The following is a 23,288-nucleotide window of genomic DNA, read 5'->3' as shown; positions in this document are numbered from 1 at the left end:
CGCGCGTCGACCCTGCAACACCGCGCTTGCCGGCACTGGCAGGCGATTCGTCAGGCTGAGGTAGTCATTATGAACCGGGTTATGTTGTCGCTTTCGCTGTTGGGCACCGCCCTGCTGACCGGTTGTGTGTCGCCGCCGCCGAAAGTCGACGATCCCTATTACGCGCCCGTCCTGCCGCGCACGCCCTTGCCGGTGTCCCAGAGCAACGGTTCGATCTACCAGGCCGGGTTCGAAACCAATTTCTTCACTGACCGCAAGGCCTATCGGGTGGGCGACATCATCACCATCACCCTTAGCGAGCGTACCCAGGCGAGCAAGAAGGCCGGTTCTTCGCTGTCCAAGGACAGCACCGCCAACCTGGGGTTGACGTCGCTGTTCGGTTCCAGCGTCACCACCAACAATCCGTTCAGCGAGGGCGACCTGAAACTGGAGGCCGGCTACAAGGGTACCCGCGCCACGGAAGGGGACAGCGCCGCCGACCAGAGCAACAGCCTGTCCGGCTCGATCACCGTTACCGTGGCCGAGGTGCTGCCCAACGGCATCATCGCCGTGCGCGGCGAGAAGTGGCTGACCCTCAATACCGGCGACGAGTTGATGCGCATCGCCGGATTGGTGCGCTCCGACGACATCGGTACCGACAACACGGTGTCCTCGACCCGGGTGGCCAACGCCCGTATCACCTACTCGGGCACCGGGGCCTTCGCCGACACCAGCCAGCCCGGCTGGCTGGACCGGTTCTTCGTCAGCCCGCTGTTTCCGTTTTGAGGTCGGGGAATCCTATGCGCAGCCTTTTCGTCTTGCTCGCGGTGTTGCTGCTGCCGACCCTGGTCCAGGCTGAACGCCTCAAGGACCTGGCCAGCATTCAGGGTGTTCGCACCAACCAGTTGATCGGTTATGGCCTGGTGGTGGGGCTCAATGGCAGCGGCGACCAGACCACCCAGACGCCGTTCACCCTGCAGACTTTCAACAACATGTTGGCGCAGTTCGGCATCAAGGTGCCGGTCGGCGGCGGTAATGTGCAGCTCAAGAACGTCGCCGCGGTGTCCATTCATGCCGACCTGCCGGCGTTCGCCAAGCCGGGACAAACCATCGACATCACCATTTCCTCCATTGGCAATGCCAAGAGCCTGCGCGGCGGCAGTCTGCTGATGAGCCCGTTGAAAGGCGTCGACGGCAACGTCTACGCCATCGCCCAGGGCAATCTGGTGGTCGGTGGTTTCGATGCTGAGGGCGGCGATGGCTCGAAGATCACTGTCAATGTGCCGTCCGCCGGACGCATTCCCGGCGGCGCCACGGTCGAGCGCTCGGTGCCCAGCGGCTTCGAGCAGGGCAACACCCTGACCCTCAACCTGAACCGTCCGGATTTCACCACGGCTAAGCATATTGTCGATCAGATCAACGAATTGCTCGGCCCCGGCGTGGCCCAGGCCCTGGATGGCGGTTCGATACAGGTCAGCGCGCCACTGGACCCCAACCAGCGGGTCGACTACCTGTCAATCCTGGAAAACATTGAGGTCGAGGCCGGCCAGGCCGTGGCCAAGATCATCATCAACTCGCGCACCGGCACCATCGTCATCGGCCAGAACGTTCGGGTCCAGCCGGCCGCCGTCACCCACGGCAGCCTGACCGTCACCATCACCGAGGATCCCCTGGTCAGCCAGCCGGGCGCCTTGTCCGGTGGTCAGACCGCGGTGGTGCCGCGTTCCAAGGTGGATGCAACTGAGGAAGCCAAGCCGATGTTCAAGTTCGGCCCCGGTACCACGCTGGACGAGATCGTCCGTGCGGTGAACCAGGTGGGCGCTTCGCCAAGCGACCTGATGGCCATTCTGGAGGCGCTCAAGCAAGCCGGCGCGCTCCAAGCCGACCTGATCGTGATCTGAGGAGCCCGCCATGGATACCCGACTCGGTGCCGGTCACGGCGCCACCTCCGACAGCGGTGCCTACACCGACCTCAATCGCCTGAACCAATTGAAGGTCGGCAAGGAGCGCGACAGCGAAGGCAACATTCGCAAGGTGGCCCAGGAATTCGAGTCGCTGTTCCTTAACGAAATGATGAAAGCCATGCGCTCGGCGAACAATGTCTTCGCCGAAGGCAACTTTATGAACAGCAACGAGAGCAAGACCTACCAGGACATGTACGACCAGCAGCTGGCCGTGACCCTGTCCAAGGAACAGGGTCTGGGCCTGGCCGATGTGCTGACCCGCCAGCTGTCCAAACTCGACCCCAGCGGCAGCCGGCCCAACCCCTTTGCGCCAGCATTGGAGGCGGTCAGTGCACCGCAGCGCGCCCCTGGGGCCAAAAGCCTGGCGGCGGTGGACAGCGGTCGTGACGACTCGGGACTGATCAATCAGCGGCGCCTGGCCCTGCCGGGCCGCCTGAGCGACCGGATGCTCGCCGGTATCGCGCCGCCGGCGGCGGCTGCCACGGGCGACACGCTGGACAGCGCGGCCGCGCCGGCGTTGAGCGGTGTCGACTGGATTCCGGCCAAGGCCTACAGCGTGCCCAAGAGTCACCCCTCGAGCCAACCGCTGAACCTGGCCGACAGCGACGCCATCAGCGGTCGGCGTCTGGCCCAGCCGACATCGGCAGCTGCGTCAGCAGCGGCGCCGGCCACGACCGCTTTCGGCTCGAAGGACGACTTTATCGCCACCTTGTTGCCAATGGCCCAGGCCGCCGCGGACAAGATTGGGGTCGATCCGCGTTACCTGGTGGCCCAGGCCGCGTTGGAAACCGGCTGGGGCAAGTCGGTGATCCGTCAACAGGACGGTTCCAGCAGCCACAACCTGTTCGGCATCAAGACCCACGACTGGGAAGGCGAGTCGACCCGGGTGCAGACTACCGAATATGTCGGCGGCAAGCAGGTCAAGCAGGCGGCGTCGTTTCGCGCCTATGACTCCTTCGAGCAGAGTTTCGACGACTACGTGACCTTCCTGCAGGGCAATGGCCGTTATCAAAAGGCCCTGGGCGCCACGGACAATCCGCAGCGTTTCGTCAAGGAATTGCAGCAGGCCGGTTATGCCACCGATCCGCAGTACGCGCGCAAGGTGGCGCAGATCGCCCGGCAGATGCAGACCTATCAGACCGTGGCGAGCGTCGACAGCCCACGGACCAGGACATAAGGCACGGACATGGCTGACTTACTGAGTATCGGGTTGTCGGGATTGGGAGCGAGCAAGACCTCGCTGGCGATCACTGGGCACAATATTAGCAACGTCAATACCCCGGGTTTTTCCCGCCAGGAGACGGTGCAGTCGACCCGCATTCCGCAGTTCAGTGGCGCCGGCTATATCGGCTCGGGTACCACCATCACCGATGTGCGGCGCATCTATAACGAGTTTCTGACCACTCAGGTGCGCAGCACCACGGCGCTGGACAGCGACGTACAGTCCTACCTCAGCCAGATCAACCAGCTCGACTCACTGCTGGCGGGCAGCACCACCGGCCTGACCCCCGGGTTGCAGCGCCTGTTCTCCTCGCTGCAGACCGCTGCCGAGGACCCGGCCAACATTCCGGCGCGGCAGTTGGTGCTGTCCGAGGCCGAGGGTGTGGCCAAGCGCTTCAATACCGTCTACGACCGGTTGTACGAACAGAACGGCTTTATCAACAAGCAGTTGTCGGCGGTGACCGACCAGGTCAATCAGCTGGCCACCTCGATCGCCGGTTTGAATGAAGCCATCGCGGTGGCCGCCGCCAATGGCGAGCCGCCCAATGACCTGCTGGACGCCCGCGAAGAGGCGGTGCGCAAGCTCTCGACCTTTATCGGCGTGACCGTGGTGCAGCAGGACGCCAACAGCTTCAACCTGTTTATCGGCTCAGGCCAGCCACTGGTGGTGGGCAGCACGGCCGCACGCCTGGAAGTGGGGCCCGGCCAGTCCGATCCGCTGCGCAGCGAGATCCAGTTCGTCACCGGCAACTCGCGCCAGGGCATCACCTCGTTGATTTCCGGCGGCGAGATGGGTGGGCTGCTGCGTTACCGTAAGGACGTGTTGGACACCAGCCTGAACGCGGTGGGGCGTCTGGCCCTGTCGGTCTCCGACCAGATCAACAGCCAGCTGGGCCAGGGCCTAGACCTCAAAGGCAATTTTGGCGAGCCGCTGTTCCGTGGCATCAACGACCCCAGCCTGATTGGCTTTCGCAGCCTGGCGCGGCTCGGCAACAGTGACACCACGGCCAACCTCAACGTACTGATCACCGACACCACCCAGCTGACCACCAGCGATTACGAAGTGGAGTTCACCAGCGCTAGCGACTACACCCTGCGTCGCACGTCCGACGGCACCAGTTTCGGTCCGTTCAATACCGCCACCCTGCCGGCTCCTGAAGTCGACGGCTTTTCCCTGGCGGTGGCCAGTGGCACCTTCGCCGCGGGCGACCGTTTTCTGGTGATGCCCACGCGCAATGCCGGCAGCAATATGCGCGCCGACCTGAAAAAGGCCGAGGAGCTGGCTTTTGCCTCGCCCCTCAAAGGCCAGGCCAGCCCGGCCAATACCGGCACCGGCACCATGAGCCAGCCGAGCGTGGTGACCCAGATCGATATCTACGACCCGGTGGCTCAGGCCAACCTGGAGACCAGCCTGCGCAATGCGCCGCCGATGCGCCTGGTGTTCGACACCGCCGGCGGTGCCACGCAGAACTACACGGTGGTCGATATCAATGGCAATACCCTGGCCACCGGCAATATTGTCCCGGGCCAGAACAACAAGCTGACCCTGACCGTACCGGCCGCGGTCGGACCACCCCCGGTGCCCAGCAGTTTCCAGTTCGAGGTGACCGTCAGTGGGCGGCCCGCCAGCGGCGATAACTACACCGTGGCGTTCAACACCAACGGCGTTTCGGACAATCGTAATGCCTTGAAACTGGTCGGCTTGCAGTCCAAGGCGACGGTGGGCATCGATCCGGCCTCACCAACCACCACCGGCGCGACTTTTTCCGATGCCTATGGCGATCTGGTGGAGCGCGTCGGCACCCTGACCAGCCAGGCACGGGTCGATGGCGAAGCCACCGGCGCGATCCTCAAGCAGGCGACCAATAACCGCGATTCGGTTTCGGCGGTCAACCTCGACGAGGAAGCGGCCAAACTGATCCAGTTCGAGCAGTACTACCAGGCATCCGCGCAGATCATTCAAGTTGCGCGTACTCTGTTCGATACCCTGATCAATACTCTTTGATGATCGTCGCCCCTCGAGAGGGGTGATGCCGGGGCAGGGCGATGCCCGACCCGTACTGAGGTTCCTGTTATGGCCATGCGCATTTCCACCATCCAGACGTTCAACAATGGCGTCAACGGGCTGCAGCGCAATTATGCAAACGTCACCCGGACCCAGGAGCAGATCAGTTCGGGCAAGCGCATCCTGACCCCGGCCGATGATCCGGTGGCCTCGGTACGGCTGCAGCAGCTGGAACAGCAGCAGACGCAGCTCAAGCAGTACAGCGAAAACCTGACGGCGGCCAAGAACAGCCTGACCCAGGAGGAGACCACGCTCAACTCGGTCAACAACGTGCTGCAGCGGGTTCGTGAGCTGACCGTGCAGGCCGGTGGCGGCGCGCTGTCCGGCGAGGACCGCAAGGCCATCGCCAAGGAACTGAGCGAGCGTGAAGGCGAACTGCTGAACCTGACCAACAGCCGCAATGCCCGCGGCGAATACCTGTTCAGTGGCTTTCTCGGCAAGACCGAGCCCTTTATCCGCAACCCCGATGGCACCTACTCCTACCGCGGCGACGAGGGGCAGCGCAGCCTGCAGATTGCCAGCTCGACCACGGTGGCGATCAACGATAACGGCGATCGGCTGTTCCAGAACGTCACCAATGCCAACCGCGTGCAGCGCGACGCCGGGGTCAGTAACCCGGCGCTGCCGACGCCGCCGTTGCCCGGCACGACCATCGCGCCGGTGCCGGCCGCCGATCAGCGGGTGTTTATGTCCCCTGGTCTGGTTGAGGACAGTGACCTGTTCAACAGTGCCTTCCGTGGTGGCGAACCCTATTCGCTGGCCTTTGTCGATGGCAAGAATTTTCGCATCTACGACGGTGCCGGGGCGGACGTGACCTCCGAGATTCCCGGCAACGGCAAGATCGATCCACTGGCCAACGGCGGCAATGTGATCAATTTTCGCGGCATGCGCTTTCAGCTGGACGTGGTGCTCAAACCCGGTGATAACCCGCTGGACCTGGACAACCTGCTGGCCGACACCACGACGCCGGGTTTGCCGGGCCCGGGTACCCACAGCTTCACCCTGCAGGCGACGCCGACCGCCTTCGCCGTCACCCGTGGCTCGACCAACACCTCGGGTGCCCTGATCAATGGCGGCAGCGTGGTCAATCAGGCAACCTTCGACGCGCAGTTCCCCACCTCCGGGGTGTTGCTGCGGTTTACCGACGACACCAATTATGAGGTCTACTCGCAACCCGTCGGAGCCAACAGCACGCCGATCTCCACGGGCACGGTGACCGGTCCCTATCCGGCCACCCTGACGCTCTATGGCGCGCAGTTCAGCCTGTCCGGGCCGGCGGCGGTGGGCGGCGGCGACGAATTTAACGTGCAACCGCAGTTCCAGGAGCAACGCAGCATCCTCAATACCATTGCGCGCCTGCGCCAGAGCCTGGAGTCCTCGCCGACCTCGCCGGTGGGCAACCTGGCGATTCGCGACGAGGTGAACATCGCCTTGAAGAACCTCGACAACGGCATGGGCCAGGTATTGGAGGTGCAGACGGAAATCGGCGCACGGATGAACATGATCGATACCACCGAGATCGATAACGAGGATGTCACCCTGGTTAACAAGGCCATCCAGGCCGACCTCGGCGAGCTCGACTACGCGGAGGCCTTGTCCCGTTTGTCGTTCCAGACGGTGATCCTCGAGGCGGCTCAGCAGAGTTACGTGAAGATATCCGGCCTCAACCTGTTCAACCAGTTGCGTTGAGTCTCGCGTTATAGCCGCGGGTCCTGTTGCATTCTTTGGCTTATAGTCAAGGGAGCCGCTTCGGCGTCGCTCCGGCCTTGTCGTGGGCCACTGCCAGGCACTGGGGCGCGGTGATGGGAATTGGCTGAAAAATTGCTTTCAAACCCGCTAAGCCGGCTACAGTCAGAAAAATGACGAGCCGCGGAGCCTTGGCGTCCGCGCGTTCGCCAGGTGCTGCAGCAGAGCGTGGGAAAGTGGCGTCGGTGGTTCCGGGCGCACGCGGTCAGGTGGTGACAGCAGGCGGTTAGCGTCTCTGACAATTACGGAGTAACGGCATGAGCCTAGAAGCAGTGAAGGGGCAGCGGCATTACCTGGAGGTGTTGCAGCGCCTGCATGTGCACCTCTTGCCGGACCTCTATATGGAAATCGGTGTGCGCAATGGCGGCAGCCTGCAGCTGGCCAGGGGCAGCGCGGTGGGCATCGATCCGAAGAACCAGCTGACCGTCACGCTGCCGCCCAGCACCCTGTTCTATGAGATGACCAGCGACGATTTCTTCGTCGCGGCCCGACAAAGCGATATCAAGGAAAAGGTCGACCTGGCCTTTATCGACGGTATGCACCTGTTCGAGTACGCCTTGCGCGATTTCATCAATATCGAGCGTTATGCCACGCCCTGGACCCTGGTGATGTTCGACGACATCTGCCCGAACCACCCGCTGCAGGCGGCGCGGGATCGACAGACCACGGTATGGATGGGCGACGTCTGGAAACTGCGCGACTGCCTTAAACGCTACCGGCCGGACCTGGTGCAGGTGGTGCTGGACACCTCGCCCAGCGGCTTGTTGCTGGTGATGGGGCTGGATCCTGGCAACAGCGTGCTCAGTGACAACTACGCGCAGATCCTGCGGGACTACGTCGAAGGCGCGGCACTGCAACCGCCGGAGGCGGTGCTGCAGCGCGAGGGCGTGCTGCCGCCGTCGGACGAGCTGGTGAAAGCGCTCTGTGATCTGGTGATCACGGTGCGGGGCGCGGCACTGCCAGTGGAGGAAATGCATAAGGTGCGCAAACTCATGGAGTGGAGAGGCCTGTGAAAAAACTCTCGGTGATCGTTATCGCCTACAACATGGCCCGGGAGCTACCGCGCACCATCCGCTCGCTGTCACCAGCACTGCAGCAGGGTATCGCCGCCGAGGATTATGAAATCATCGTGGTCGACAACGGTTCCGCTGAACCGGTGCCGCAGGCTCAGTTGCAGGCCTGGGGCGCCGACCTCCGTTGCGTGGCGGTGGCGGCGCCAACCCCGTCCCCGGTGGCGGCGGTCAATCTCGGCCTGGCCACGGCCCAGGGCCGGCTGTGCGGCGTTTTCGTCGACGGTGCGCGCCTGGCGTCGCCCGGACTGCTGGCCAATGCCCTGGAGGCCAGCCGCCTGCGCGACGATCCGGTGATCGCCACCGTGGGTTTTCACCTGGGACCGGAACACCAGTCGATCAGCGCCGGCAAAGGTTATCAGCAGGCGTTCGAGGACTTCCTGCTGGCGTCCATCGATTGGGCCAGGGACCCCTACCGCCTGTTCAAGATCGCCTGTTTCGCCGGTTCCTCGCCGCGTGGCTGGTTTGGCCCCAACACCGAAAGCAATGCCCTGTTCCTGCTGCGCTCGACCTGGGAGCGGTTGGGTGGGTTCGAGCCGCGCTTTCAGTCGCCGGGGGGCGGCTTGTCCAACCTTGATGTGTTCAAGCGCGCGCTGCAGGCATTGCCCGAGTCGCTGATCGTGCTGCTGGGGGAGGGTACGTTCCATCAGTACCACGGCGGGACTTCCTCCAATGCGCAGTCTTCGAAATGGGAAGAGTTCCAGCAGGAATACCTGGCCATCCGTGGCCAGCGCTGGGAGGTGCCGGTGGTGCCCGCCAAATACTTCGGTGCGCTGCACCCGTTTTCCCTGGGGTTGCTCGAGCTTTCGGCCAAGGCCCTCAAACGTTGACTCGGTCAGGCCCCGCGCAGCTGTGCCGCGCGGTGGCCCGGGCGCTTTTTGTCACCTCACTGGATGGTCTGTAGCGTGAGCAAACGATACGTATATAACAGCGAACTGAACGTCTACGAGCAGGTGAAGGCCGACCGCTTCGCCTACAGCGATGGCGATGCGGTGGAGAATTTTCTCTACAAGACCATCCGCAATGCCAAGGACGTCTCCACCGGTTCCGATGAGCTGAGTCAATCCATTTCCGACTGGGCGACCCTCTATCACCTGAGTTCGGCGCGGGCCAACCTGCTGCGCCCGATCGAGGCGAATCTCAAGGGCAAGCAGGTGCTCGAGTTGGGCTCCGGCTGTGGTGCCATCAGCCGTTTCCTCGGCGAGACCGGCTGCCAGCTGTCCTGCGTCGAAGGCAGCCACCGCCGCGCGGCCATCACTGCCGCCCGTTGCCGCGGCCTGAAGAACGTCAAGGTGTTCAACGACAACTTCCAGGACTTCCAGAGCGAGCACCGCTTCGATGTGGTGACCCTGATCGGCGTCCTCGAGTACAGCCGCAAGTTCATCAAGGGTGAAGACCCGATCGCCGCGGCCCTGGCCCTGGCCCAGTCCTTCCTTAAACCCGACGGTGTATTGATCGTTGCGATCGAGAACAAGCTGGGGTTGAAGTACTGGGCGGGTGCCTACGAAGACCACGTCGGCATTCCCTTCTACGGCATCGAAAGCCTGTACGGCGCCGAGACGGCGGTTACCTTCGGCAAGAAGGAACTGGCCCGGGTGCTGCAGCGGGCGCAGTTCGGCGACCTGGAATTCTATTACCCCTACCCGGACTACAAGCTGCCGGCCATGGTGCTGTCCGAGCGTATCGAAGAGGCCGATCCGGCCATTGCCAATAACCTGCTGTCGGGTTCGTTCGCGCCCAACCAGGTGCAGGACTATGTGCGCACCCTGTCCGAAGGGGCGACCTACCGTGCCCTGATCGACAATGGCTTGTTGGGCGACCTGGCCAACTCCTTCCTGGTGATCGCCAAGAAGGGGCAGGGCAATTGGCAGCGCAACCAGCAGGACCTGGCGTTCACTTACTCCCTGGGGCGCCGCCGTGCCTTCGCCAAGGAAGTGCAGATCTGCGATGACGTGTCTGGCGTGGTGGTCCGCCGGCGCCTGCTGCAGGGCGGCCAGGCACCGGACTGGATGAGTTTCGCCGGCCAGGAAGCGTTGCAGCCCGGCGAAACCCTGTTCAATCAATTGCTGCCGCTGCTGAACCGCGACGGCTGGGACCTCGACCAGCTGGTGCGCTGGCTGCAGCCGCTGTACCGCCTGCTGGCCGAGGCCAGCCGTCTGGACGGCGGACGTCGCCTGGTTCCCGGGCGCTTTCTGGACGCCAGTTCGTTCAACCTGATCGAGCATCAGGGGCAGTACAGTTTCTTCGACCTGGAGTGGAGTCCCTGGCCGGAAGTCGAACTCGACTATGTGCTGTTTCGCGGCCTCTACCAGAGCCTGGCCCGTGCCGGCGCCGTGGGGGCGCCGCGGCAAGCCACGCCGCTGGGCCTGACGACGCTGACCGCCCAGGTGGTCGAGCGCTTGAGTGGCCAGCCGGTGGATATCGAGCGGTGCCTGCAGCAGGAAGTGGAATTTCTTAACCGGGTCAGCCTGTCGCGCTTCAGCGTCGAAGGCTTCAAGGCCGGCCAGTTGCGGTTGCGGGTGCAGCCCACCCGACTGCGCCAGGCCTATGCCGAGAGCCAGAAAGCCCTGGCCCAGGTACAGACCCAGGCGGAACGTCCGGGCCAGAACCTGTTGCCGGCCGCGGTCAGCAACCCGGCGCTGCTGGTGAATCGCTGGCTGGCCGGGCGCCTGCCGACACCGTTGCAGAACCGTCTGATGGGCGACTACCTGCAGCAACATGGCGGTGGACCGCTGATGGGCATCCTGGTACTGGACTTGGTGGGTGACGCGGCTAAGTTGACCGCCACCATCAAGAGCCTGGGCATGGAGAAGAACCTCTATGCCACCCTGAAAATCGTGGTGCTGTCGGTGAATGCCGGGCCGGCCACGGCGCCCGGCGACAAATTGCACTTTATCCGCATCGCGCCGGACAGCCATGTGGCGGAGATCAACCAGCTGGTGCAGACGGCCGACTTCGACTGGCTGATGCTGGTGGAGGCGGGCGCCGAGTTCACGGTCAGTGGCCTGATGCTGATGGCCCTGGAACTGGTGCAGGCGCCCGGGTGTCGCGCGGTCTATGGCGACGAGTTGCAGCGCCAGCCGGACGGCGTGCTGGGCGCCTCCCTGCGGCCTTCGTTCAACCTCGACCTGCTGCTGAGTTTCCCGCTGGGCATGGCACGGCATTGGCTGATCCGCCGTGACGTCTTTGTCGAAGTCGGTGGCTTCGATCCGGCGTTCAGCAACGCCCTGGAGCTGGACTTGATCCTGCGCTTGGTGGAACAGGGCGGCCTGGAGGGCCTGGGGCATGTCGACGAGCCGCTGCTGATCAGCGACGCGCCAGTCTTGCAGGACAACCCCCACGAGCGGGCGAGCATCGAGCGCCATCTGGCGACCCGCGGCTACAGCGCCACGGTGCAGTCGGAGTTGCCGGGGCGTTACCACCTGGTCTACGGCCATCCGGCGCAGCCCCTGGTGTCGATCATCATTTCGACCCGCGACCAGTTGCCGTTGCTGCAACGCTGCGTGGAAAGCCTGCTGGAAAAAACCCGTTATCCCCATTACGAAGTGCTGATCGTCGACAACCAGAGCCAGAGCGCCGAGGCGCGCGAATGGCTGCGTGGGGTCGCCGGCCTGGGCGAGGATAAGGTGCGGGTGCTCGCGTATCCGCACCCCTTCAACTTCGCCGCGATCAACAACCTGGCCGCCCGCGAGGCTCGCGGCGAATACCTGCTGCTGCTCAATAACGACACCGCGGTGCTGCGCGAGGACTGGCTGGACCAGTTGCTTAACCATGCCCAGCGTCCCGAAGTCGGCGTGGTCGGGGCCAAGTTGCTGTACCCCGACGGTCGTGTTGAAAGCGCCGGTTTGCTGCTGGGGCTGCGTGGCCCGGCCGAGTCGCCCTTTGTCGGCGAACCGATGAATGCCGCCGGCTACTTGCAGCGGCTGCAGGTGGAGCAGAACTACAGTGCGGTTAGCGCCGCCTGCCTGATGATCCGCAGCACGCTCTACGCCGAGGTCGGCGGCATGGATGAAGGGGCGTTCGGCCTGTCGTTCAACGACATCGACCTGTGCCTGAAAGCCCGTGAACAGGGCTACCTGACCGTCTGGACACCGCACGCGGTATTGATGCACGAGGGCGCCAGTACCAGCAAGCTGGATACGGCCACGCCTGAGGTCAAGCAACAACGGCTGGTGGCCGCCCAGGATGAGCTCTATGCCCGCTGGTTGCCGCTGCTGGCGCGGGACCCGGCCTATAACCGCAACCTGTCCCTCAGCGACAAGGGCTTCGACCTGGAGCTGGACCTTAACCTGACCTGGCGCCCGCTGAGTTGGCGGCCGCTGCCGGTGGTGCTGGCCCACCCGGCCGATCCCTTTGGCTGTGGCAACTACCGGATGATCCGGCCACTGAAGGCCCAGCGCGAAGCGGGTTTGATCGACGGCATGATTTCCCATGGCCTGTTGCAGGTGGTGGACCTGGAGCGCTACGACCCGGACGTGATCGTGTTGCAGCGGCAGATCACCGATCGCCGCCTGGAAGCCATGCGCCGGATCAAGCAGTTCTCCCGTGCCTTCAAGGTCTATGAGCTGGACGACTACCTGCCCAACTTGCCGCTCAAGAGCGTGCACCGCGACAATATGCCCAAGGACGTGCTGCGTTCGCTGCGCAAGGGCCTGACTTACGTCGACCGTTTCGTGGTGTCCACGGCACCTTTGGCCGAGGCGTTTTCCGGCCTGCATGACGACATCCGGGTGATCGAGAACCGCCTGCCGGTGGAGTGGTGGTCGGGGCTGAGCAGCCAGCGTCGGCGCGGGCGCAAGCCACGCGTCGGCTGGGCGGGCGGCGTCAGCCACACCGGCGACCTGGAACTGATCGCCGATGTGGTCAAGGAGCTGGCCAATGAGGTCGAGTGGGTCTTTCTGGGCATGTGTCCGGAAAAAATCCGGCCCTACGTTCAGGAATTCCACACGGGGGTCGATATAGACCTGTACCCCGCCGCCTTGGCACGCCTGGACCTGGACTTGGCCCTGGCGCCGGTGGAACAGAACCTGTTCAACGACTGCAAGAGCAACCTGCGCTTGCTGGAGTACGGCGCCTGCGGTTTCCCGGTGGTGTGCAGTGACTTGCTCTGCTACCGCGGCGACCTGCCGGTGACGCGGGTGAAGAACCGCTTCAAGGATTGGGTGGATGCGATCCGGGCCCATATCAATGACCTGGATGAAACGGCGCGGTTGGGCGACCAGCTGCGTACCCAGGTGTTGCGCGACTGGATGCTGGACGGCGCGAACCTGGAAGCCTGGCGCGCGGCCTGGATGCCGGACTGAGCAGGCCTCACGGCGGACGGTGCTGCCGTTCGCCCGCGGGGGTTGTGATGGCAAGGCGTGTCCTAATGGCACCCATAGTGGCAAAAGCGGCGTCGGGAACCCGACGTCGCCCCGGTCGCCACCCCCGCCCTCGCGCTAAGTGTCTGTCAAGGCTCTGGAAAAAAAACTTCAAAAGTGGCGCTAAAGGTCCCCAAAAGGCCGCCGATATAATTATCGAATGCGAACTTTATGGTGTCCCTGAGCATGCAGGCCCGAAGATCGCAAGCTCAGGCAAATTCAGCAAGGTCCTTTGGAGGCAAACACCATGGCCCTGACAGTCAATACGAACGTAGCGTCGCTGAACACTCAGCGTAACCTCAACTCCTCATCCAAAGGCCTGGACACCTCGCTGCAGCGCCTGTCCACCGGTTTCCGGATCAACAGCGCCAAAGACGACGCCGCCGGTCTGCAGATCTCCAACCGTCTGACCAGTCAGATCAGCGGTTTGAATGTGGCGACCCGCAACTCGAACGACGGTATATCCCTGGCGCAGACCGCTGAAGGCGCGCTGCAGCAGTCCACCGGCATCCTGCAACGGATGCGGGACCTGGCGCTGCAATCGGCCAACGGCTCCAACGGCCCGAGCGAACGTAACGCCCTGCAAGGTGAAGTGAACCAGCTGCAACAGGAACTGAACCGGATTTCCGAAACCACCAGCTTCGGTGGCCGCAAGATCCTCGACGGCTCCTTCGGTTCGCAGAGCTTCCAGGTCGGTGCCAACGCCTTTGAGACCATCAACGTGTCGATCGGCTCTGCCGCGACCGACCGTATCGGTATCAACCGTTACAACTCCGAAGCGGGCGGCAGCGGTTATGCGCCGACCACCGTCACCAGCGGTGACCTGGGCAGCGGTGCCTTTACCGCCGGCACCAGCGGTAGCCAGTACGGTTCCGGCTCGTTGCAGATCATCTCGAAGTTCTCCAACGGTCCGGTCGACGTGACCCTGGCGGCCAGCGGCGCGGCCAGCGAAGTGGCTCGGGCGATCAACGCCAAGAGCGATGACACCGGTGTTTCCGCCTCGGCGCGCACCGTGGCTCGTCTCGGTGGCTTCGATGCGGTCGCCTCTGGTGCCGGTACCGATGGCAAGAACAACATCTCCTTCAAACTCTATGGCGCCAATAGCCAGAGCAAGTATGAAGACGGTGCCACTATCTCGGCAGTGGTGCAGGACCCGAACGACCTGTCGGCCCTGGCGGATGCGATCAACAAGGAAACCGGTAAAACAGGGATTTCGGCCATCTCCAAAGGCGGCGAAATCGAGCTGGTCAGCTCCAAAGGCGATGCGATCGTGATCGGTGGCCTTACCCTGACCTCCGGCGATGCCAACGTGGTTGCCTACGACTTCACCGGTGAGAATGCACTGGCCAGTGGTGGTACTGCCTTGGCGTCTGGCGGCGCAGGTGTCCGGGTCGATGGCCAGGTGCGTTTCGAAGCGGCCGACGCCTACCAGTTGATCTCCTCCGGCAGCATCGGTGTGGTCAGCGGTACCGTCAGCAGCACCCTGGATGCGGTCAACTCGATCGACATCAGCACCGCCTTCGGCGCACAGGATGCACTGGGTATCGTCAACGGTGCGATCGCCAACATCGATGCTCAACGGGCCCAGCTGGGTGCGGTGCAGAACCGCTTCGAGAACACCATCTCGAACCTGCAGAACATCTCGGAGAACGCATCGGCCGCTCGTAGCCGGATTCGCGACACCGACTTTGCGGCGGAAACGTCGGAACTGACGAAAAATCAGATCCTGCAGCAGGCCGGTACCGCGATCTTGGCCCAGGCCAACCAACTGCCACAGGCAGTGCTTAGTCTCCTCGGCTAAACTCGAGGGCACTGACCACGGGGGGGGGAGCCAAGCTTCTCTCCCCGTTTCCTCATTGTGAGGTTAAAGATGATGGACATCGGCTCAATCAAAGACCCTTCGGGGCCGCATACGGCAACGCGGACGGCTCGCCCTGGGGCGACCACCGATCCCGCTGCTGCACTCACCGAACCGGCGCTGGCGCCGGGTGTCACGGGCGAAACCACGGCGGCTGCCAAGCCGGTCGAGAAGCCCGGCGAGGCTACCCGCGAAGAAGTCGAAGGGGCGGTCTCGACCATCCAGGACTTCGTCCAGTCAGTGCGTCGCAGCATCAACTTCTCGCTCGAGGAAGGTGATGGCGGACGTGTGGTGGTCAAGGTCACCGATGCGCAATCGGGTGATGTCATCCGGCAGATCCCTTCCGAAGAAGCGCTGCAACTGGCGGAAAACCTCTCGGAAGTCAGAAGTTTGTTGTTCAAAGCCGAAGCCTGATTCCTGGCACGGCTTTTGACTCTCCAAGGCTCATAAGGCGTTGGAAGTCACTTTTTTGGCGAGGTGGAATATGGTCAGCATCACAGGAGTGGGGTCGGGGCTGGATATCGACAAGATCGTTGGCGCATTGGTTAACGCTGAACGTGCCCCCAAGCAGGGTCAACTGGACCGACTTGAAAAAGCCACCACCTCGCGTATCTCGGCGCTGGGCTCTCTGCGTTCGGTGGTCGGCAATTTTGCCAGCACCCTGACGTCGTTGAGCAAAGCGTCGGCGTTTCAGAAACAGACGGTGTCCTCCACCAACTCCTCGGTGTTCACCGTCTCCTCGAGCAAGGAGCTGGCGCCTTCGCGCTTCGCCCTCAAGGTCGAGCAACTGGCCTCCAGCAGCAAGGTGGCCTTGCAATCGGTGTCCGGCACCGCGGCGGCGACCTTCAACAGCGGTTCGCTGACCATTTCGGCCGGTAGCAACAGCATCGACGTGGCGGTCAGTTCACCGAAAAACACCCTGGCGGACATTCGCGACGCGATCAACAAGGAAGGCTCCAGCAAGGGCATCAGCGCCAGCATCGTCAGCGACGCTTCCGGCTCGCGCCTGGTGTTGAGTTCGAGCAAGACCGGTGAAGGCAATGACCTGAAAGTGACCGCCACCCAGGATGGCGTCAGCAAGGGCAGCAATGCCCTGACGTCCCTGGCGTTCGCGGCGGGCAGCGCCAAGGTGCAGCTGCCCTCGGTGGCGGGGGGTGCCGCGGCGACCTTCAAGGAAGGCACGCTCAAGCTCAGCAGTGGCGCGGTCAATCTGGATGTCGCGGTAGGCGCCGATGCGTCCCTGGCGGATGTTCGCGATGCGATCAATAGCGCCGGCAGTGGCCAGGGATTTTCCGCCACCCTGGAAAGCGTCGACGGCGGCGCCGCGCGTCTGGTGGTGCATTCGAGCAATGGCGACAAGGTCGACGTGACCTCCACCAGTGCGGACACCGGGGACGGCAGCAACAATTTGTCGACGCTGAACTCGGTGGCCGACAGCAATGCCCGTACCAATAACGTCGCCAAGTCGGCCAAGTTCTCGGTCGATGGCCTGTCGGTGGTCAAGGACAGCAACAGCATCAGCGATGTGATCGACGGGCTGACCATCAACCTGGTTGGCGCCCAGTCGGCCGATGACCTGGCGGCCAACAAGACCGTCGATATAGTGGTTGGCCAGGACAAGGGCAACGTCCGCGGCAATATTCAGAAATTCGTCGACACCTACAACCAGCTGATGAAAACCGCCAACGAATTGACCGCGGTGGTGCCGGTGGGTGAAGGCAAGGCGCCGGTGACCGGGCCTTTGCTGGGCGATACCTCGGTGCGCAACCTGTTGACCGGGCTGCGCAAGGAAATGGTCAAGCTGGGGGATACCCAGACCCTGGGGTCGCTGGCCGAAATTGGCATCAGCACCCAGAAGGACGGCACCCTGAGCATCGACAACGTCAAGCTGGATGATGCGCTGACCAATCAATACGACAAGTTGACCGCGTTTATGTCGGGCCCCGAGGGCTTGATGGGGCGCCTGGAAAAAGTCGTCAAACCTTATGCCGACGGCGAGGGGATCCTGGGGCAGCGGCAGAAGAGCTTGCAGACCACCCTCAATGGCGTCGACAAACAAAAAAGCGCCCTGAACCTGCGAATCGAGAAAGTGCAGACGCGCTTGTACGCGCAATACAATGCCATGGACTCCCTGGTGGGACGCCTGAAAAGCACCAGCGACAGCCTGGCCAACCAACTAGCCAGCCTGCCCGGCTTTGTCAGAAAGGATTAACCGGTGAGCAAAAAACCGATCGATACCTACAAGCGCGTCAAAGCCGGCCAGGAGGCCACCCCCTACCGAACCGTACAGTTGCTGCTCGAGGGCGTGATCCAGCGCGTGCTGTTGGCGCGCCAGGCCCAGGCCGAAGGCGACATCGAGATCCGCGGCCTGGCCGTGGGCAGCACCATCAACATCCTCGGGGTGTTGCAGGCCAGCCTGGACAAGGAGCAGGGCGGCCAGATCGCCGAAAACCTCGACTCCCTGTACGAGTACATGACCCGGCGTCTGGCCGGCGTCGCGCTCGAAGCCACGCCCACCAGCCTGGACGAGGTGCTGACCTTGCTCACCACCATCAAGGACGCGTGGGACGGCATTGGCCCGGAAGTCGAGCCGGCCCCGGCCAGCTGAAATATTCTTCGCCGGGGGTTAAAGTTCTGGTCTTTTTCGTCGATAGATTAGGTGTGGGAATCAAACACTTAGCGCGGCGGAAAGACTATGAACGCGATGTCGGCTCTGAAGCAGTATCAAAACGTCAATACCCAGGCTCAGGCTTCGGATGCCACCCCGCATCGTTTGATCCAGATGTTGATGGAGGGCGGTTTGTCCCGCCTGGCCCAGGCTCGCGGCGCTGTCGAACGCGGGCAGACTGCCCTGAAAGGCGAGCTGATTGGCAAGGCCATCGGTATAGTCGGAGGCCTGCGGGCCGGGCTGAACCTGGAGCAGGGCGGCGAGGTTGCCAGCAACCTGGATTCGCTCTACGAATACATGATGGCGCGTCTGGTACACGCCAATGTGAACAATGAAGTCGAGCCCTTGGAAGAAGTGGCCGGGCTGTTGCGCAATATCAAGTCAGGTTGGGATGCCATCAGTCAGTGAGGCGCTTCGCCTTCGGCCAGGAGAAAGACATGAGTTCATCCGTTCAGCGTCTTGAAGCCACTGGCTGCGCCTTGCGCGCGGCGTTGGCCAGCCAGGATTGGGCCGCCATCGGGGAACTGGACCTGCAGTGTCGCCAGGCGGTGGATGAGGCGATGGTGGAGCCGGCGCGCGATGAGGAGGTGCTGCGTGCGCGCATGCAGGAGTTGCTCGATCTGTACCGTGATCTGGTGACCCTCTGCCAGCGGGAGCAACAGCGCGTTGCCCACGAGCTGGTGCAGCTCAACCAGTCCCAACAGGGTGCCAAGGTGTACCAGCTGTTTGGGTGAGTCCCCGCTTGCACGCTCCCCGGTCCGCCGCTCGGTGGACCCAAGTTTTCCCCCCGTTTCGCCATTCTTATGCTTTTCTGTCCAAGGTCGTTACGGCCCTTCTTGGGTGAACAGCCCCTTGGGCGACGCTTCGCTTAAAACAGAAAAAGCACGTCATAAAATTGACTCTTGCGGCACTTTTGACTTTACTACTGGCCAAATGCCGCTGAATTGCCGTCAATAGACGGTCGCGCGGTCTTCCTCTCAGCCAACGAGCCGATAAACGATGTGGCGTGAAACCAAGATTCTGCTGATCGATGACAATCATGAGCGCCGCCGCGACCTGGCAGTGATTCTGAATTTTCTCGGGGAAGAACACATCGCCTGCACCAGCAGCGAGTGGCGCGAGGCGGTTGGCGCCCTGGCCTCCAGTCGCGACGTGCTGAGTGTGTTGCTGGGCGAGGTCAACGCCAAGGGCGGTACGCTGGAGGTGCTGCGCCAGCTCGAAAGCTGGGACGAGTTCCTGCCGTTGCTGCTGATCGACCAGGCCGTGCCGAGCGACTGGTCCGATGATTTGCGCCGCCGGGTCCTGGTCAGCCTGGAGATGCCGCCGAGCTACAACAAATTGCTCGATTCGTTGCACCGCGCCCAGGTCTACCGCGAGATGTACGACCAGGCCCGCGAGCGTGGCCGTCAGCGCGAGCCCAACCTGTTCCGCAGCCTGGTGGGCACCAGCCGGGCCATCCAGCAGGTCCGCCAGATGATGCAGCAGGTCGCCGATACCGAGGCCAGCGTGTTGATCCTGGGCGAGTCGGGCACCGGCAAGGAAGTGGTGGCGCGCAACCTGCATTATCATTCCAAGCGCCGCGATGCCCCCTTTGTACCGGTCAACTGTGGCGCCATCCCGGCCGAGTTGCTGGAGAGCGAATTGTTTGGCCATGAGAAGGGCGCCTTTACCGGGGCCATCACCAGCCGTGCCGGGCGTTTCGAGCTGGCCAATGGTGGCACGCTGTTTCTCGACGAAATCGGTGACATGCCCTTGCCCATGCAGGTCAAGCTGTTGCGCGTGCTGCAGGAGCGCACCTACGAGCGGGTCGGCAGCAACAAGACCCAGAGTGCCGACGTGCGCATCATCGCCGCGACCCACAAGAACCTTGAGCAGATGATCGAGCAGGGGAGTTTTCGCGAGGACCTGTATTACCGGTTGAATGTCTTCCCGATCGAGATGGCGCCGCTGCGCGAGCGGGTCGAGGATATCCCGCTGTTGATGAACGAGTTGATCTCGCGCATGGAGTTCGAAAAACGCGGGTCCATCCGCTTCAATTCCGCGGCCATCATGTCGCTGTGCCGGCACGATTGGGCTGGCAACGTGCGTGAGCTGGCCAACCTGGTCGAGCGGATGGCGATCATGCACCCCTACGGAGTCATCGGGGTGATCGAGTTGCCGAAGAAATTCCGTCATGTGGATGACGAAGATGAGCAACTGGCAAACCGCGAACGCAGCGATCTGGAGGAGCGCGCCACCTTCCACGTCGGCCTGCCAGGGCTGGACTCTCCCGCGATGTTGCCGCCCGAGGGGATCGACCTGAAGGACTACCTGGGTAACCTGGAGCAGGGGTTGATCCAGCAGGCGCTGGATGACGCAGGCGGGGTGGTCGCGCGCGCTGCCGAGCGGCTGCGGATCCGGCGCACCACCCTGGTGGAGAAGATGCGCAAGTACGGTATGAGCCGTCGAGAGGATGACGAGCAGCCGGAGGATTGACGCGCTGTTTTGTGTTTGATTGTAGTTGATTGAAAAATAAGGATATTTTTTTAGGCACGGGTATTGCTATGTCTTTCTCCACCAACCGTCCGATGACGGTTTGCCGTGCGAGAGAGGACCATGAACCCAACCGCCACTCCAAACCGAGCCGCTGAGCCGACCCGCCCCGAACCCGATCAGGTCGCGGGTGGGCTTGAGCAGGCCTTTGCCCTGTTCAACCAGATGTCGACTCAGCTGAGCGAGTCCTACAACCTGCTCGAGGCGCGGGTCACCGAACTCAAGGGACAACTGGCGCTGGTCAGCGCCCAGCGTATGCAGGAGTTGGCCGAGAAGGAACGTATCGCCCACCGCCTGCAAAGCCTGCTGGACTTGTTGCCGGGTGGGGTCATCGTGATCGACGGCCAGGGCGTGGTGCGTGAAGCCAATCCGGTCGCGCGGCAGCTGCTGGGGCAGCCGTTGGTGGGCATGCTTTGGCGCCAGGTGATCGCGCGCAACTTCGCACCCCGGGAAGACGACGGTCACGAAATCTCGCTGAAGGACGGACGCCGCCTGTCGATCGCCACCCGTTCGTTGTCCGCCGAGCCGGGCCAGTTGGTGCTGCTGACCGACCTGACAGAAACCCGACGCCTGCAGGATCAACTCTCGCGCCATGAGCGGCTGTCGGCCCTGGGGCGCATGGTCGCGTCCCTGGCTCACCAGATTCGCACACCCTTGTCTGCGGCCCTGATCTACGCCAGCCACCTGACCGAGCAAGTCTTGCCCGTGGAGCAGCAACAACGCTTCGCCGGCCGGCTGAAAGAGCGCCTGCATGAGCTCGAACACCAAGTGCGTGACATGCTGGTGTTCGCCCGCGGCGACCTGCCCCTGCCGGATCGACTGGCGCCCGCGGCGTTGTTCGAGGCGTTGCGCACGGCCGCCGAGCCGCACCTGGGCGAGCTGGCGGTGCGCTGGCAATGCGATCCGGTCGCGGGGGAGTTGCTGTGCAATCGCGACACCCTGGTCGGTACGCTGCTCAACCTGGTGGACAACGCGATCCAGGCGGCGGGTCGTCAGGCCAGGCTTAAAATTCACCTGTACGGCCATGCTGGGCAATTGCGCCTGTGCGTCAGCGACAACGGTCCCGGTATCGATGCCTCTACCCTGGCACGTCTGGGCGAGCCGTTCTTCACCACTAAAACCACCGGCACCGGCCTCGGCCTGGCGGTGGTCAAGGCGGTCGCCCGTGCCCACCAGGGTTCGTTGCAACTGCTTTCACATGTCGGGCGCGGTACCTGCGCGATCCTGACCCTGCCGCTGATTCCCGCGGCGTCATCGGTTGTTCAGGAGCATGCCCTATGACCGTCAAAATCCTGCTGGTCGAAGACGACCGGGCCCTGCGTGAAGCCTTGGGCGATACCCTGGACCTCGGTGGCTACGGCTATCGCGCGGTGGACTGCGCCGAGGCAGCGTTGGATGCCCTGGACCAGGAGGCCTTCAGCCTGGTGATCAGCGACGTCAACATGCCCGGCATGGACGGCCATCAACTGCTGGGCCTGGTGCGTCAGCGTTATCCCTCGGTGCCGGTGCTGCTGATGACCGCCTTCGGTGCCGTGGAGCGCGCGGTGGATGCCATGCGCCAGGGGGCGGCGGATTACCTGGTCAAACCCTTCGAGCCGAAGACCTTGCTCGAGCTGGTGGCGCGGCATGCCCTCGGCCGGCTGCCCGCCGTGGACGAGGAAGGGCCGGTGGCCCTGGAACCGGCCAGCCGGCAATTGCTGGAGCTGGCGAGTCGGGTGGCGCGTAGCGATTCCACGGTGCTGATTTCCGGCGAGTCGGGTACCGGCAAGGAGGTGTTGGCGCGCTATATCCACCAGCAGTCTTCGCGCGCCGGTAAGCCCTTTATCGCCATCAACTGTGCGGCGATTCCGGACAACATGCTCGAGGCCATCTTGTTCGGCCACGAAAAAGGGGCCTTCACCGGTGCCATTGCCGCGCAACCGGGCAAATTCGAACTGGCCGATGGTGGCACCATCCTGCTTGATGAAGTTTCGGAAATGCCCCTGGGCTTGCAGGCCAAGCTGCTGCGGGTTCTGCAGGAGCGCGAAGTCGAGCGCGTCGGCGCGCGCAAGCCGATTCAACTGGATATCCGGGTGCTGGCCACCAGCAACCGTGATTTGGCGGCCGAGGTCGCGGCGGGGCGTTTTCGCGAGGACCTGTTCTATCGGCTGTCGGTCTTCCCGCTGGGCTGGCGGCCGCTGCGGGAGCGCACCGCCGATATTCTGCCGCTGACCGAGCGGCTGCTGGCCAAGCACGCCAAGAAAATGAACCAGGCGCCCGCGCGCCTTTCACCCCAGGCCCAGACCTGCCTGCTCGGCCATGCCTGGCCGGGCAATGTGCGGGAGCTGGACAACGCCATCCAGCGGGCGCTGATTTTGCAGCAGGGGGGACTGATCCAGCCCCAGGATCTCTGCCTGAGCGGCCCGCTGGGGCTGCTGGCGCCGTCAGCGGTAGTCGCGCCGGTACTGACCGCGGTGCCCACGCCGGTGCGCGTCGTGGTGCCCGAGGACGGCTTGGGCGGCGATGCCGGTGGCTTGGGCGACGACCTGCGCCGCCACGAGTTCCAGATGATCATCGACACCCTGCGTGCCGAGCGTGGCCGGCGCAAGGAGGCCGCCGAACGCCTGGGCATCAGCCCCCGTACGCTGCGCTACAAGCTGGCGCAGATGCGCGACGCGGGCATGGACGTGGAAGCCTTTCTGTATGCCAGCTAGCGCTGGGAGCGGCAAGTAGCAAGTAGCAAGTAGCAAGTAGCAAGCGGCAAGCCTCACGCTACAAGGTAGGCCGGAAGCGGCTCCGCCTTTCATCATGCTGGTGGCGAGTAACGTTCCTTGGGGTGCCCGCGG

Annotated in this window: 17 protein-coding genes; all 17 read left to right on the top strand. The window is 63.3% G+C overall.

Features of this window, described 5'->3' with window-relative positions; genetic code table 11:
• Nucleotides 1-69: 69 nt before the first annotated feature.
• The 17 genes from flgH (at nt 70) to fleR (ending at nt 23,156) form a co-directional block, all read left to right on the top strand.
• Nucleotides 70-765 carry a flagellar basal body L-ring protein FlgH gene (gene flgH / locus ABWY06_RS09325; protein WP_353925294.1) on the top strand — a complete coding sequence of 232 codons (696 nt, stop codon included), beginning with the start codon at nt 70-72 and terminating at the stop codon, nt 763-765.
• A gap of 14 nt (nt 766-779) precedes the next feature.
• Nucleotides 780-1,880, top strand: coding sequence for a flagellar basal body P-ring protein FlgI (locus tag ABWY06_RS09320; protein WP_353925293.1), 1,101 nt, complete (start codon nt 780-782; stop codon nt 1,878-1,880).
• A 10-nt stretch (nt 1,881-1,890) separates the two neighbouring features.
• Nucleotides 1,891-3,120 carry a flagellar assembly peptidoglycan hydrolase FlgJ gene (gene flgJ, locus ABWY06_RS09315; protein WP_353925292.1) on the top strand — a complete coding sequence of 410 codons (1,230 nt, stop codon included), beginning with the start codon at nt 1,891-1,893 and terminating at the stop codon, nt 3,118-3,120.
• 9 nt (nt 3,121-3,129) lie between these two features.
• Nucleotides 3,130-5,169: a flagellar hook-associated protein FlgK gene (gene flgK, locus ABWY06_RS09310; protein ID WP_353925291.1), complete on the top strand. Its 2,040-nt coding sequence runs from the start codon at nt 3,130-3,132 to the stop codon at nt 5,167-5,169.
• A 69-nt stretch (nt 5,170-5,238) separates the two neighbouring features.
• The gene (locus tag ABWY06_RS09305) at nt 5,239-6,918 is read left to right on the top strand and encodes a flagellar hook-associated protein 3 (RefSeq protein WP_353925290.1); all 1,680 of its coding nucleotides are present in this window, start codon (nt 5,239-5,241) and stop codon (nt 6,916-6,918) included.
• Nucleotides 6,919-7,232: 314 nt separating this feature from the next.
• Entirely contained in the window at nt 7,233-7,988 is a 756-nt protein-coding gene (locus ABWY06_RS09300) for a class I SAM-dependent methyltransferase (protein ID WP_353925289.1), read from the top strand.
• On the top strand, nt 7,985-8,875 hold the full coding sequence (locus ABWY06_RS09295; protein WP_353925288.1) for a glycosyltransferase family 2 protein: 891 nt from the start codon (nt 7,985-7,987) through the stop codon (nt 8,873-8,875). The genes ABWY06_RS09300 and ABWY06_RS09295 overlap by 4 nt, the downstream gene beginning before the upstream one ends.
• Before the next feature lie 75 nt (nt 8,876-8,950).
• Nucleotides 8,951-13,348 carry a glycosyltransferase gene (locus tag ABWY06_RS09290; protein WP_353925287.1) on the top strand — a complete coding sequence of 1,466 codons (4,398 nt, stop codon included), beginning with the start codon at nt 8,951-8,953 and terminating at the stop codon, nt 13,346-13,348.
• Between the two features lie 304 nt (nt 13,349-13,652).
• A complete protein-coding gene (locus ABWY06_RS09285) occupies nt 13,653-15,206 on the top strand; it encodes a flagellin (protein WP_353925286.1) in 1,554 nt (517 codons plus the stop codon).
• Nucleotides 15,207-15,278: 72 nt separating this feature from the next.
• Nucleotides 15,279-15,677: a flagellar protein FlaG gene (locus ABWY06_RS09280; RefSeq protein WP_502948178.1), complete on the top strand. Its 399-nt coding sequence runs from the start codon at nt 15,279-15,281 to the stop codon at nt 15,675-15,677.
• A gap of 70 nt (nt 15,678-15,747) precedes the next feature.
• The gene (gene fliD, locus ABWY06_RS09275) at nt 15,748-17,475 is read left to right on the top strand and encodes a flagellar filament capping protein FliD (RefSeq protein WP_353925284.1); all 1,728 of its coding nucleotides are present in this window, start codon (nt 15,748-15,750) and stop codon (nt 17,473-17,475) included.
• Between the two features lie 3 nt (nt 17,476-17,478).
• A complete protein-coding gene (gene fliS, locus ABWY06_RS09270; RefSeq protein ID WP_353925283.1) occupies nt 17,479-17,871 on the top strand; it encodes a flagellar export chaperone FliS in 393 nt (130 codons plus the stop codon).
• Nucleotides 17,872-17,958: 87 nt separating this feature from the next.
• On the top strand, nt 17,959-18,339 hold the full coding sequence (gene fliS / locus ABWY06_RS09265) for a flagellar export chaperone FliS (protein ID WP_353925282.1): 381 nt from the start codon (nt 17,959-17,961) through the stop codon (nt 18,337-18,339).
• Between the two features lie 29 nt (nt 18,340-18,368).
• Nucleotides 18,369-18,665 (top strand): flagellar protein FliT, encoded by a 297-nt coding sequence (gene fliT / locus ABWY06_RS09260; protein ID WP_353925281.1) that lies wholly within the window; start codon nt 18,369-18,371, stop codon nt 18,663-18,665.
• A 265-nt stretch (nt 18,666-18,930) separates the two neighbouring features.
• Nucleotides 18,931-20,406, top strand: a complete 1,476-nt coding sequence (locus ABWY06_RS09255; RefSeq protein ID WP_353925280.1) for a sigma-54 dependent transcriptional regulator — start codon at nt 18,931-18,933, stop codon at nt 20,404-20,406.
• A 120-nt stretch (nt 20,407-20,526) separates the two neighbouring features.
• Nucleotides 20,527-21,744: a sensor histidine kinase gene (locus tag ABWY06_RS09250; RefSeq protein WP_353925279.1), complete on the top strand. Its 1,218-nt coding sequence runs from the start codon at nt 20,527-20,529 to the stop codon at nt 21,742-21,744.
• Nucleotides 21,741-23,156: a sigma-54-dependent response regulator transcription factor FleR gene (gene fleR, locus ABWY06_RS09245; RefSeq protein ID WP_353925278.1), complete on the top strand. Its 1,416-nt coding sequence runs from the start codon at nt 21,741-21,743 to the stop codon at nt 23,154-23,156. The genes ABWY06_RS09250 and fleR overlap by 4 nt, the downstream gene beginning before the upstream one ends.
• Nucleotides 23,157-23,288: the final 132 nt, after the last annotated feature.

The sequence above is a fragment of the Pseudomonas sp. genome (assembly GCF_040514055.1).
Lineage (GTDB): Bacteria > Pseudomonadota > Gammaproteobacteria > Pseudomonadales > Pseudomonadaceae > Aquipseudomonas.
The sequence above is the reverse complement of the archived record's forward strand: the minus strand, read 5'-3'. Positions and strand labels throughout refer to the sequence as shown.